11 protein-coding genes and 1 riboswitch are annotated in these 12239 nt (G+C 74.0%); of the genes, 5 read left to right on the forward strand and 6 right to left on the reverse strand.

Annotated features, from left to right (window positions below; translation table 11 throughout):
• Positions 1–13: 13 nt before the first annotated feature.
• From ABZ621_RS05020 to ABZ621_RS05035, 4 genes are all read right to left on the reverse strand, one after another.
• A complete protein-coding gene (locus ABZ621_RS05020; RefSeq protein ID WP_360600765.1) occupies positions 14–1522 on the reverse strand; it encodes a cobyric acid synthase in 1509 nt (502 codons plus the stop codon).
• On the reverse strand, positions 1519–2508 hold the full coding sequence (locus ABZ621_RS05025; protein WP_360600767.1) for a cobalamin biosynthesis protein: 990 nt from the start codon (positions 2506–2508) through the stop codon (positions 1519–1521). The genes ABZ621_RS05020 and ABZ621_RS05025 overlap by 4 nt, the downstream gene beginning before the upstream one ends.
• Positions 2509–2562: 54 nt before the next feature.
• A riboswitch (cobalamin riboswitch) is annotated at positions 2563–2645 on the reverse strand.
• A 160-nt stretch (positions 2646–2805) separates the two neighbouring features.
• Positions 2806–3027 (reverse strand): hypothetical protein, encoded by a 222-nt coding sequence (locus ABZ621_RS05030; RefSeq protein ID WP_169086019.1) that lies wholly within the window; start codon positions 3025–3027, stop codon positions 2806–2808.
• Positions 3028–3055: 28 nt separating this feature from the next.
• Entirely contained in the window at positions 3056–4321 is a 1266-nt protein-coding gene (locus ABZ621_RS05035) for an inorganic phosphate transporter (RefSeq protein WP_360600769.1), read from the reverse strand.
• A 387-nt stretch (positions 4322–4708) separates the two neighbouring features.
• Between ABZ621_RS05035 and ABZ621_RS05040 the strand changes: the two genes are divergently transcribed.
• On the forward strand, positions 4709–5818 hold the full coding sequence (locus tag ABZ621_RS05040; RefSeq protein WP_360600771.1) for a hypothetical protein: 1110 nt from the start codon (positions 4709–4711) through the stop codon (positions 5816–5818).
• A 155-nt stretch (positions 5819–5973) separates the two neighbouring features.
• Complete coding sequence (locus ABZ621_RS05045) at positions 5974–7359, forward strand: hypothetical protein (protein WP_360600831.1); 1386 nt, start codon at positions 5974–5976, stop codon at positions 7357–7359.
• 53 nt (positions 7360–7412) lie between these two features.
• Here ABZ621_RS05045 and ABZ621_RS05050 read toward each other — a convergent pair whose 3' ends face one another.
• Together ABZ621_RS05050 and ABZ621_RS05055 are read right to left on the reverse strand one after the other, a co-directional pair.
• Complete coding sequence (locus ABZ621_RS05050) at positions 7413–7814, reverse strand: VOC family protein (protein WP_360600773.1); 402 nt, start codon at positions 7812–7814, stop codon at positions 7413–7415.
• Between the two features lie 76 nt (positions 7815–7890).
• Positions 7891–8784, reverse strand: a complete 894-nt coding sequence (locus ABZ621_RS05055) for a neutral zinc metallopeptidase (protein ID WP_360600775.1) — start codon at positions 8782–8784, stop codon at positions 7891–7893.
• A gap of 277 nt (positions 8785–9061) precedes the next feature.
• Here ABZ621_RS05055 and ABZ621_RS05060 point away from each other — a divergent pair, with 277 nt between their 5' ends.
• From ABZ621_RS05060 to ABZ621_RS05070, 3 genes are all read left to right on the forward strand, one after another.
• Positions 9062–10660: an ABC-F family ATP-binding cassette domain-containing protein gene (locus tag ABZ621_RS05060; protein ID WP_360600777.1), complete on the forward strand. Its 1599-nt coding sequence runs from the start codon at positions 9062–9064 to the stop codon at positions 10658–10660.
• A gap of 321 nt (positions 10661–10981) precedes the next feature.
• Positions 10982–11203 carry a helix-turn-helix domain-containing protein gene (locus ABZ621_RS05065; protein WP_006123601.1) on the forward strand — a complete coding sequence of 74 codons (222 nt, stop codon included), beginning with the start codon at positions 10982–10984 and terminating at the stop codon, positions 11201–11203.
• A gap of 132 nt (positions 11204–11335) precedes the next feature.
• A complete protein-coding gene (locus ABZ621_RS05070) occupies positions 11336–12136 on the forward strand; it encodes an enoyl-CoA hydratase/isomerase family protein (protein ID WP_360600779.1) in 801 nt (266 codons plus the stop codon).
• Positions 12137–12239: the final 103 nt, after the last annotated feature.

The following is a 12239-nucleotide window of genomic DNA, read 5'->3' on the forward strand; positions in this document are numbered from 1 at the left end:
GCCCCGCGCCCCCTCACGGCGCACCCGGCGGCACGAACGGCAGGTCCTTCGGGGCGCCCCGCTCGATGAGCCGCAGCAGCGCGTCCGTGTCGGCGTGCTCCTCGATCAGGTCGCCGAGCCGGTCGAGCTGCTCCTCCCGCAGCGCGCCGAACGAGGTGTCGGGCGCGGGCACGAACGCCCGTCCCGCCGCCGCCGCGACCTCGCGCAGGAACGCCCGGCGGAAGCCGTCGCTCTCCAGGGAGCCGTGCCAGTGGGTGCCCCAGACCGCGCCGACCCGGCAACCGTCGAGGAACGCCTCCCCGCCGCGCACGTCCGCGACGCCGTGGTGGATCTCGTACCCCTCGACCCGCTCCCCGAGCGCCTCGCCGACCGGCCGCGCGAGGGTCTTCTCGCGGGCGAACCGGACGCGTACGGGCAGCAGCCCGAGGCCGTCGACGGCGCCCGCCTTCGACTCGACCTCGTCCTCGATGTGCTCGCCGAGCGCCTGGAAGCCGCCGCAGACACCGAGCACCGGCCGGCCCTCCGCGGCCCGTCGGGCGAGCGCGTCGGCGAGGCCCCGCTCGCGCAGCCACGCCAGCGCCTTGACCGTCCCCCGCGTACCCGGCACGACCACGAGGTCCGCGTCGGCCAGCTCCTCCGGACGGTCGACGAACCGCACGATCACGCCCGGCTCGGCGGCCAGCGCGTCCACGTCGGTGAAGTTCGACATCAGCGGTACGGCGCAGACCGCGACGCGCAGCACGTCGGCGCCGACCGGCGGCGCGACGACCGACTCGCGGACGGTGCCGCGCAGCGAGACCCGCAGCCCGTCCTCCTCGTCGATGCCGAGCCCGTGCGCGTACGGCAGGACGCCGAGGGTCCGGCGTCCGGTCAGGCCGTGCAGCATGTCGAGGCCCGGCTCCAGGAGCGTCACGTCGCCGCGGAACTTGTTCACCAGGTATCCGGCGATCAGCTCCTGGTCCTCGGGCGCGAGCAGCGCCGTCGTGCCGAAGAACTGGGCGAAGACCCCGCCCCGGTCGATGTCGCCGACCACGACGACGGGCAGCCGCGCGGCCCGCGCGATGCCCATGTTGACGATGTCGGTCCGCCGCAGGTTGATCTCGGCGGGGCTGCCGGCCCCCTCGCAGATCACCGCGTCGTGGGTGGCCCGCAGCTCCTCCAGGCAGGCGAGCACCGGCTCGAAGAGCGTCTGCTGCCGCCCCCCGTGGTAGCCGCGGGCGCTCATCTCGCCGACCGGCTTGCCCATCAGCACGACCTGGCTGGACCGGTCACCGCCCGGCTTGAGCAGCACCGGGTTCATCAGCGCGGTCGGCTCGACGCGGGCCGCCTGCGCCTGCATGGCCTGCGCGCGCCCGATCTCGGCGCCCTCCCGCGTGACGAAGGAGTTGAGGGACATGTTCTGCCCCTTGAACGGCGCGACCTTGACGCCCTGCCGGACCAGCCACCGGCAGATGCCCGCCGTGACGACGCTCTTGCCCGCGTCGGAGGTCGTCCCGGCGACGAGCAGCCCCCCACCCCTCACTTCGTCCTCCGCTTCACCGTGGTCTCGAAGACCGTGTCGGTCAGGATCCGGCCGCCCACGCAGGCGGCCAGGGTCAGCCAGGTCACCCGGCGGGAGAGCCGGACGGCCCGGTCGATGTCGGCGACCTCCACGGGCCGCCCGTCCCCGTTGAGGACGGGCCGGTGTTCGACCCGCCCGCCGTACGAGAGCGTCCCCCCGAGCCGTACCCCGAGCGCGCCCGCGAACGCCGCCTCGACGGGTCCGGCATTGGGGCTCGGGTGCTGTCCGGCGTCCGCCCGCCAGGCCCGTACGGCTCCGCGCCGGTCGCCGCCCGCGAGGACCGCGAGCGCGGCGGTGAGCCGGGCGCCGGGCCAGCCGGCCACGTCGTCGAGGCGGGCGGAGGCCCAGCCGTAGCGGCGGTACCGGGGCGACTTGTGGCCCACCATGGCGTCCAGCGTGTTGACGGCCCGGAAGCCGAGCAGTCCGGGCACGCCCGCGACCGCGCCCCAGACGAGGGCGCCGACGACGGCGTCGGAGGTGTTCTCGGCGACGGACTCGACGACCGCGCGGGCCATCGCCGCCCCGTCCAGGGCCTGCGGGTCGCGTCCGACGAGGTGCGGCATCCGCTCCCGGGCGACCTCCAGGTCGCCCGCCGCCAGCGCCCCGCCGATGGCCCGGGCCTCCCGGCCCAGGGTCGTGCCGCCGACGACGGCCCACACGGCGGCGGCGGTCAGCGCGGCGGAGCCGGTACGGCTGCCCCGGGCCGCCCGGGCGGCCAGTGCTCCGGCGGCGACGGCGCCGCCCGCGCAGACGGCGGTGTGCAGGGCGCCCCGGCCCCGGTGGTCGCGCCAGAGGAGCTTCTCGGCGGCGGCGGCGGCCCGCCCGAAGGCGGCGACGGGGTGCCCGCGGCGCGGGTCGCCCAGGACCAGGTCGACGGCGAGGCCGGCGGCCGCTCCGTACGCGAAGACTGCGGTGGTCCGGGAGACCACGGGGGTGCGGCCGGGCATGGCGGCGTGTCCTCACTCAGGGTCCGCGCCCTGGCTCGACGTGACCGGCGGCGAGAGTTCCTGACTCCCGGCCCGGGCTGTTCACCGGGGCCGGTCACAGTGGCGGGACCGCGCCGGAATCGCACCGGGCTTCCTCTCCATTGCCGCCGTATTGGCCCCGGCAGTCCACCACGCCCCGCGAACGGCCGTCAACTCACCCTTGACCTGCGACGGGTCACTGTGCGGAGCGCCACAGACACGAGGGCCGGGCCCGCCCTCGCGTGGAGGAGCGGGCCCGGCCCGGGGTCGTCGCGGGTGTCAGGCGACGATCAGATAGATGCCGTACGCGACGGCCGCGGCGCACAGCGCGAAGCAGGCGTACGCGCCGGTCCTGGCGAGGACGGCGGAGCCCCCCTCGGCGGCGGCCTTCTCCTGCTTGCCGAGGCCGACGATCCCGAGGGTGAAGAGGCCCACGAGGGCGACGGTCGCCACGAGGCTGACTCCGAAGACGGAGCCGAGAGCTGCCCAGTCGATCTTCATGGCTTGGTTCCCGTTTCCTTAGGGGTTCTCAGACCGCGGCGGCGGGGGCCGGGGGAGCGGCGGGGTCGTTCGGGCCCGGCGCGTGGATGGTGGTCTTGAGGCCGTCGTCGGCGACCGCGGCGACGGAGCCGGCGGGCGGCGGGGTGACGGCGGCGATGGCCGTGGTCACGACGCCCGCGGGCTCGCCCGTGGTGTCGTCGTCGTTGACGTTGGTGTGGTCGACGACCTGGCGGCGGGAGTAGAGCCAGATGCCGAGGCAGGAGGCGACCAGGAAGCCGGCGACGAGGTAGACGCCCCAGTCGCCCTGGCGGGCCACGAACTCGGCCCCGGCCGCGACCAGGCCGGCGGCCGGCAGGGTCAGGCCCCAGGCGACGAACATCCGGGTGGCGGTCGACCAGCGGACGACGCCGCCCTTGCGGCCCAGGCCCGCGCCCATCACGCCGCCGGAGCAGACGTGCGTGGTGGAGAGGGAGTAGCCCAGGTTGGAGGAGGCCAGGATGACGGTGGCCGCGCTGGTCTGGGCGGCGAAGCCCTGCTGCGGCTGGAGGTCCGTGAGGCCCTTGCCCATCGTGCGGATGATGCGCCAGCCGCCGAGGTAGGTGCCGAGCGCGATCGCCGTACCGGCGGAGACGATGACCCACAGGGGCGGGTTCGAGCCGGGGACGAGCGCGCCGCCGGCGACCAGGGCGAGGGTGATGATGCCCATCGTCTTCTGGGCGTCGTTGGTGCCGTGGGCGAGGGAGACCAGGCCGGCGGAGGCGATCTGGCCCGCGCGGTAGCCCTTCTCCGTGGTCTTGGCGTCCGCGTTCCGGTCGAGGCGGTACGTCAGCCGGGCGGCGAGCATCGAGGCCAGGCCGGCGACGATCGGTGCGGCGATCGCGGGGAGGAGGACCTTGGTGACGACGACGTCGCCGTTGACACCGCTGAAGCCGATCGAGGCGACGGTCGCGCCGATGAGGCCGCCCATGAGGGCGTGGGAGGAACTGGACGGCAGTCCGACCAGCCAGGTCAGCAGGTTCCAAAGGATTGCGCCGACGAGCGCGGCGAGGATGACTTCGGGCTGGATGCCCTCCTCGTTGACCAGTCCCTTGGAGATCGTGTTGGCGACCTCCACGGACAGGAACGCGCCGACCAGGTTCAGCACGGCGGACATGGCCACCGCCGTCTTGGGCTTGAGGGCACCGGTCGAGATGGTCGTGGCCATCGCGTTGGCGGTGTCGTGGAAACCGTTCGTGAAATCGAACACGAGAGCTGTCACGACCACAATGGCGAGCAGCAGCGTGATGTGTTCCATTTACCCAGGCAATCGTTTGACGTCAGTGGCTGGTCGAACGTAGGCAACCTGAGTGAACGGAAGGTGAACTGGGCGGGGCATCACGGTGTCCCGATCCGGCGTCGTGAGATTCCGCTTCCCTTCCGGAGCGCCCCCCTGTCCACCATCCGGTCACCCCGGAACCACGGGTAATCCCGCCCCCCACGGCCCCCGCCGGACCGCCGCCCTCCGCGCCCCGGTCCCCCCCGTCCCACCCCCTGGACGACTTCATCCCCACGGACCACCCCCCGAGGAGACCCTCGTCACCCTCAGGAGCGAAGACCGGGGACACCCGCCCGCCCCGCCCGGGGACACCCGCCCGGCCCCCGCCCGGTGGCAGCCTCGCCGCCCCGTCCCGAGACTGGGAACGTGCGCCCGGCTACAGCGACGGCAGCGGCCGTCACCACCCTGATCGGTCTCGGTGCGGCCGCCGTGGCGGCCGGCCGCCACGCCAGCGACGTCGCCCTCAAGGCGGCCTCGGGGCGGCCCCTCCCCGGAGACCCCAAGCTCACCGTGCACGCCACGGGACCCGAGCGGGTCACCCTCACCCGCAGCCTCGCCTCGCTGCGCCCCGGCACGTACGGGATGACGGCACCCGGCCTGCACGCGGTCACCGGGCCGGTCCTCGACCGCGTCCCGCACACCGCCGACACGGTCGTCCGCCGCCTCGAACGCGTCGAGCGCGGCGCGCTCGGCCCCGGCAGCCGGGTCCGCCTCACCCCCCAGCTGCACACCGGCACCCCGGAGACCGCCCTCGGCCTGCCGCACGAGGACATCGAGATCCCCGGCGAGCTCGGCCCGCTCCCCGCCTGGCTGGTCACCGGCCCGCGCTCCACCTGGGTCGTGGCCCTGCACGGCATCGGCACGGGCCGCGAGCACACGCTGAACCTCGTCCCCTTCTACGCGCGCCGCCGCGTCCCCGTCCTCGTCCCCGCCTACCGCGGCGACCGGGGCGCCCCCGCGCCGGCCGACGGCCTCGCCCAGCTCGGCGACACCGAGTGGCGCGACGTCGACGCGGTCCTGCGCTACGCGGTCCGCCGCGGCGCCTCCAAGATCGTCCTGCACGGCTGGGGCACCGGCGCCACCATGGCGCTGCGCGCCGCCGCCGAGTCCGGCGTGCGCGACCGCATCGCCGGTCTGGTCCTGGACTCCCCGGTCCTCGACTGGGAGGCCACCGTCCGCAACCTCGCCGCCGCCCGGGGCGTCCCGGGCCCGCTGGTCCCGCTCGCCGTCCGCGCCGCCCTCGGCCGCACCGGCCCGCACCCCGACCACTCGGCGGACCTGCGCATCCCGGTCCTCCTGGCGCACGGCCCCGACGACACGATCTCCCCCTGGGAGCGCTCCGTCGAACTCGCCGCGCGCCGCCCGGACCTCGTGACCCTGCTGACCGTCCGGCAGGCCCCCCACACCGCGATGTGGAACGCGGACCCCCTCCGCTACGAGGAAGCCCTGCGCCGCTATCTGACCCCCCTCATGTAGCGCCCCCACGGCCCCCGGCGCCCCGTCCGCGACGGCGCGGCGGATTCCGATTGGGCTTTCGGGCCGTCAGCGGGAAGACTGCCCCCGTGACGTCTCGAAAGCCCGATGAACCATTGGCGCGCAACTCCAGACTCCGCCTCGTCCGTCCGCGCTCGCTGGCCACCGCACGGCGGGCCGCGACGACGCGCCGCACCCGGCCTGCCCCGAGGCCGCCCGAGGGCACTCCGCCCCGCGCGGAACTGGCCCGCCAGGCCAGACTCGTCCTCGCCGACGCCGTGCGGATCGCCCGCTGGGCCGCCGCCCCGCGCGGCCCCCAGCCGGGGCTGCGCGCGGCGACGGCCCCGCCGTCCTCCGCTTCCGCCGCTTCCGGCTCCGCCTCCGCCCCCAGCGCGACCACCGCCGAACAGGCCGCCGCCGCCCTCGACCTGACGCCGGACCGGGTCCGGGCCGGCTGGGACCGGGCCCGGCTCGCCGGCCTCGTCGAGCTGCACGGCGCCACCGTCCGCCCGGGCTGGCGGCTCCAGGCCTGGGACCGGGACGACTCCGCCGTGCTCCGCGGCTGGGTCGCGCTCCTCGACGCCTGGTCGCTGGTCCACCCCGCGCCCGAGGGCGTCGCGCCCGGCGCGGTCGCCGAGGTCGTGGAGGCGGTGCCGCAGGTCCTGTCGCTGCTGCAGCTCTCCCAGGGCCCCGTCCTCGTCCCCGCCCTCCTCGACCTCCTCGGCCAGCGCGTCGACGAACTCCGCGAGGAGCGCTGCGAGGTGCCCGGCGACGGCGCGCCCGCCCCCTGCCCGCCCCCCGCCGAGCGGCTGCCCGCCCTGCTCGACTGGGCCCTGGAGGGCCTCGCCGAGGTCGGCGCGCTCACCCTGGACGGCGAGGCCGGCCCGGAGGGACGTCACGCGACCCTGACCCCGCTCGGCAACTGGGCGGTGTGGGTCAAGCTGGAGCAGATCTGCGTGGCCGCGCAGAGCCCGGCCGGCAACATCGAGCAGTCCGCCGCCGACATGCTCCGCGGCTGCGCCCGGCTCACCCCCGGCCCGGCCCGCGACGAGTACCGCGCCTGGCTCGCCGCCCGCCCGCTGGCCGGCGCGGTCGCCGAACTCCTCGCCGCCGCGCGCGGCGAGGACGCCCTGCTGCGCGGCCTCGCCTTCGAGGCGCTGCGGGTCGTCGGCGCCCCCGCCGAGGCGGAGGTCCGCGCCGCGGTCGCCGAGCCCTCGCTGCGCCCGTACGCGCTGCTGTGGCTCGCCGAGTACGAGGGCACCGACCCCGACGACGCCCCGGAGGTCCTCACCCGCGAGGAGGCGACCTGGCTCTGGGTGGACACCGCGGCCGCCGTCGCCGACCACGGGGAGAGCGAGCTGCTGGTGCGGCACCTGGACTCGGCCGTCCAGGGCACCGTGCCCGCCCTCCTGGAGGAGGTCAGGGCGGTGGGCCACCCGAGGACCGTCCAGGTGCTCGTGGCCCTCGCCGCGGCCCACCCCGACCCGGCCCTGGCCAAGGCGGTCCGCCGCGCGGCCTTCCAGGTCCACACCGGCACGCTCTGACGCCGGCGGTCCGGCGGGCGCCCCTCCGGGCGCCCGCCCCGCCGGGTCCCGGGTCAGTCCGACGCGCCGGGCGCGTACGTCCCGAAGCTCCAGATGTTGCCCTCGCCGTCGCGGGCCATGTAGTCGCGGGAGCCGTAGTCCTGGTCCGTGGGCGGCATGAGGATCTCCACGCCGTGGGCGGCGGCGCGGGCGTGGTGCTCGTCGACGTCGCGGACCCGGACGTAGACGCCCACCGGACCGGAACCGGCCATCAGCTTGTCGAACTCGCTGCCCGTGCCCGAGCTGCCGAGCATCACCGTCCCGTTCCCGTACGACAGCTCCGCGTGGGCCACCAGGCCGTCCTCGCCCTCGTACACCGCGGTGGCGGTGAACCCGAAGGCCTCGGTGAGCAGCGTGATCGCCGCCTTCGCGTCCCGGTACGTCAGCGCCGGACAGATGTCGGGTGCCTCGGACATCCCGCTCACTCCCTCTCGATCGACCCCGCTCGGCCAGATGTGACCTAGGACACAGTCTTGCAGTCCGCGTCGCCGCTCAGCGGAAGGTGTTGCACTGGGCCATGTCGCCGGTCCGGTAGCCCGTGTGGAACCACTGCCGGCGCTGCTCCGCCGAGCCGTGCGTCCAGTTCTCCGGGGTCACCCGGCCCTGGAAGCGCTCCTGGATGCGGTCGTCGCCGACGGCCGCCGCCGCGTCCAGGCCGTCCCGGATGTCGGTGTCGTCGATCCGGGTGAGCAGCGGCCGTCCGGTGGACTCGTCGGGGGTGGCCGTCGCGTGCCGGGCCCACACGCCCGCGTAGCAGTCCGCCTGGAGCTCGACGCGGACCGCGTTGGAGCCCGCCCCGGTCCGCCCGTCCTGGGAGCGGCTGAGCGTCCCCATCAGGTTCTGGATGTGGTGGCCGTACTCGTGGGCCACCACGTACGCCTGGGCGAAGGGCCCGCCGCTGGAGCCGAACTTCGTCCGCAGCTCCTCGAAGAAGCCCAGGTCCAGGTAGACCTTCCGGTCGCCGGGGCAGTAGAAGGGGCCGACCGCCGCGCTCGCCGCGCCGCACGCCGTGCTCACCCGCTGGCTGAACAGGACGGTGGAGGCGGGGGCGTAGGTGCCGCCCCGGCGCGCGTACTCGCCCCGCCAGTAGTCCTGGAGGCTGTTGACCACGGCCACCGTCCGGCAGTCCGGCCGGCTGTTGGCGTCCGCGCCGGTCCGGCAGTCCCGGCTCACCTGCGCCGCGGAGGAGGAGCTGGCCGCGGGCGTGTCCTCGCCGCCGCCGGAGAGCCCGAGCTGGTCGGGGCCGACCCCGAGGAACAGGCCGAGGATCAGGGCGATGAAGCCGATGATCCCGCCCCCGACGGTGGCCTTCCCGCCCGGGATGCGGCTGCCGCGGACGTCCTTCACCTCGGAGGTGTCCAGACGGGCGTCGTCGTCGAACTGCACGGTCCACCTCCGCGTCGCCGCGGCGGCCAGACCGCCGCCCTCCGCCGAGTATCGAATGATCTCGACTGATCCGCTCTTTTTGTCAGTGATTCAGGCGATCCGCTGAGTCATGAGAGAAAAGTCCCTCTTCGTCCTCCGTCGCCCGTGTGGCCGAAAACCAGTTGCATCAGCCCGTTAGACTGGCCGCATGGCCGTTCTCCTCTGGGTGCATTAGCGGCGCCGACGCCCGCCACCAGCCGTCTCTTCCGCCGTCTTCCCACCGCCCTGGAGTCTGTCCGTGATCACCGCTTCCGGCATCGAGCTGCGCGCCGGCGCCCGCATCCTCATCGAGAACGCTTCCTTCCGCGTCGCCAAGGGCGACCGCATCGGTCTGGTCGGCCGCAACGGCGCCGGCAAGACCACCCTCACCAAGTGCCTGGCCGGCGAGGGCCAGCCGGCTGGCGGCACGATCGCCCGCTCCGGCGAGGTCGGCTACCTCCCGCAGGACCCGCGCACCGGCGACCTCGACGTGCTCGCCCGCGACCGCGTCCTCTCCGCCCGCGGCCTCGACGTCCTCCTCCGCAAGATGCGGCAGAACGAGGAGCGGATCGCCACCGGCGCCGGCGCCACCCGGGAGAAGGCCCTCAAGCAGTACGAGCGCCAGGAGACCGAGTTCCTCACCAAGGGCGGGTACGCCGCCGAGGCCGAGGCCGCCACGATCGCGGCCGCCCTCGGACTGCCCGACCGGGTCCTCGGCCAGCCGCTGCACACCCTCTCCGGCGGTCAGCGCCGTCGCATCGAGCTCGCCCGGATCCTCTTCTCGGACGCCGACACGCTCCTCCTCGACGAGCCGACGAACCACCTCGACGCCGACTCGATCGTCTGGCTGCGCGACTACCTGAAGACCTACCGCGGCGGCTTCATCGTCATCTCCCACGACGTCGACCTGGTCGAGACCGTCGTCAACAAGGTCTTCTACCTGGACGCCAACCGCTCCGTCATCGACGTCTACAACATGGGCTGGAAGCTCTACCAGCAGCAGCGCGAGGCCGACGAGAAGCGCCGCAAGCGCGAGCGCCAGAACGCCGAGAAGAAGGCCGCCGCCCTCAACTCGCAGGCCGACAAGATGCGCGCCAAGGCCACCAAGACGGTCGCCGCGCAGAACATGGCCAAGCGCGCCGAGCGCCTGCTCTCCGGCCTGGACGCGGTCCGCGTCTCCGACAAGGTCGCCAAGCTGCGCTTCCCCGAGCCCGCGCCCTGCGGCAAGACCCCGCTCACCGCGGAGGGCCTGTCCAAGTCGTACGGCTCCCTGGAGATCTTCACCGACGTCGACCTGGCCATCGACAAGGGCTCCCGGGTCGTCATCCTCGGCCTCAACGGCGCCGGCAAGACCACCCTGCTCCGCCTCCTCGGCGGAGTGGAGCAGCCCGACACCGGCGAGGTCACCCCGGGCCACGGCCTCAAGCTCGGCTACTACGCCCAGGAGCACGAGACCCTGGACCCGGAGCGCTCGGTCCTGGAGAACATGCGCTCCGCCGCGCCCGACCTCGACCTGGTCGAGGTCCGCAAGGTGCTCGGCTCCTTCCTCTTCTCCGGCGACGACGTCGACAAGCCCGCCGGGGTGCTCTCCGGCGGCGAGAAGACCCGGCTCGCCCTGGCGACCCTGGTCGTCTCCTCGGCCAACGTGCTGCTGCTCGACGAGCCCACCAACAACCTCGACCCGGCCAGCCGCGAGGAGATCCTCGGCGCGCTGCGCACCTACAAGGGCGCGGTCGTCCTGGTCACCCACGACGAGGGCGCCGTCGAGGCGCTCGACCCGGAGCGGATCATCCTGCTCCCGGACGGCGTCGAGGACCTCTGGGGCCCGGACTACGCGGACCTGGTCGCGCTCGCCTGAGCCCCGACTGGATCATTCGGCTCATCGCCGGATCCGTCATCTGAGTGAGAAGGTCTCGTACCCCCGGCGCGGGCCTCTGCCGAATCCTTCCGGCAGGGCCCGCGTCGCACGTTTGTTCCCTCGATACGCCTGACCTGGCAGTCCCTTGATCCACTCCTTCGAGGGACGCGATCCGGCCGCGCGGAATGTCGGCTTCCGATCGTGAGGACGCCGTACTCGTCCGCAAACCCGGCAGGACGGACCTTGTCGAATGGGTGGCCAGGATGCCGGGGAGGGGTGATCATGAGAAGTCCAGAGCGCACTTCCCATGAGGAGGCACGGGTGGCCGAGACTCTGAAGAAGGGCAGCCGGGTGACCGGCGCCGCGCGCGACAAGCTCGCGGCAGACCTGAAGAAGAAGTACGACTCCGGAGCGAGCATCCGGGCGCTGGCCGAGGAAACGGGCCGCTCCTACGGATTCGTCCACCGGATGCTCAGCGAATCCGGAGTGACGCTGCGTGGTCGCGGCGGCGCGACCCGGGGCAAGAAGGCAGCCTCGGCCTGACGCCGGGGGCGGCTCGACCGGTCCACCGGGAACCTCCCGGTGGGCACCCGGTCGGTCCTGCGACCGGCCGGGTGGTTACTGTGCAGTCACTTAGCATCGATTGCAGTGCTGCACCGGAACCGGAGGCGCCCCATGACCACGCCCGACGACTCCCAGCTCGTCTTCGACAAGGACGGTGTACGGCTCACCGTCGAGGACGCCGTTGCCACGGTGACCCTGACCAACCCGGCGAAGCGCAACGCCCAGTCTCCCGCTCTGTGGCGGGCGTTGACGGAAGCCGGCCGGTCACTGCCGGGCAGCGTGCGGATCGTCGTCCTGCGCGGTGAGGGCACGTCCTTCTCCGCCGGACTCGACCGACAGGCCTTCACGCCCGAGGGCTTCGACGGAGAGCCGTCCTTCCTCGACATGGCGCGCGGGTCCGACGCGGACCTCGACGCGGTCATCGCCGAGTACCAGGAGGCGTTCACCTGGTGGCGCCGCAGCGACCTCGTGTCCATCGCGGCCGTCCAGGGCCACGCCATCGGTGCGGGCTTCCAGCTCGCCCTCGCCTGCGACCTGCGGGTCGTCGCCGAGGACGTGCAGTTCGCGATGCGCGAGACCAGCCTGGGCCTCGTCCCCGACCTCACCGGGACGCACCCGCTCGTCTCCCTCGTCGGCTACGCCCGCGCGCTGGAGATCTGCGCCACCGGCCGCTTCGTCCACGCCGAGGAGGCCGAGCGGATCGGCCTGGCCAACATCGCCGTGCCCGCCGACGAGCTCGACGCGGCCGTACGGGACCTGAGCGCCGCCCTCCTCGCCGCGCCGCGCGACGCGGTCGTCGAGACCAAGGCGCTGCTCCAGGGTGTCGCCGGACGCTCCTACGAGGAGCAGCGCGTCGCCGAGCGCGCCGCCCAGGCCCGCCGCCTCCGCGACCTCGCCGGCCTCGGCGACTGACGCCGGCTCCTAGGTTCTGTCGTCAAATGTCAGGCCCACATCAGGAGTGATGCGAGTGTGACTGCTGCCTCGTAGGACTCGGCGGTCTTGTCGTATCGGGTGG

The organism is Streptomyces sp. NPDC007863, from assembly GCF_040633895.1.
In the GTDB taxonomy this organism is placed as follows: domain Bacteria; phylum Actinomycetota; class Actinomycetes; order Streptomycetales; family Streptomycetaceae; genus Streptomyces.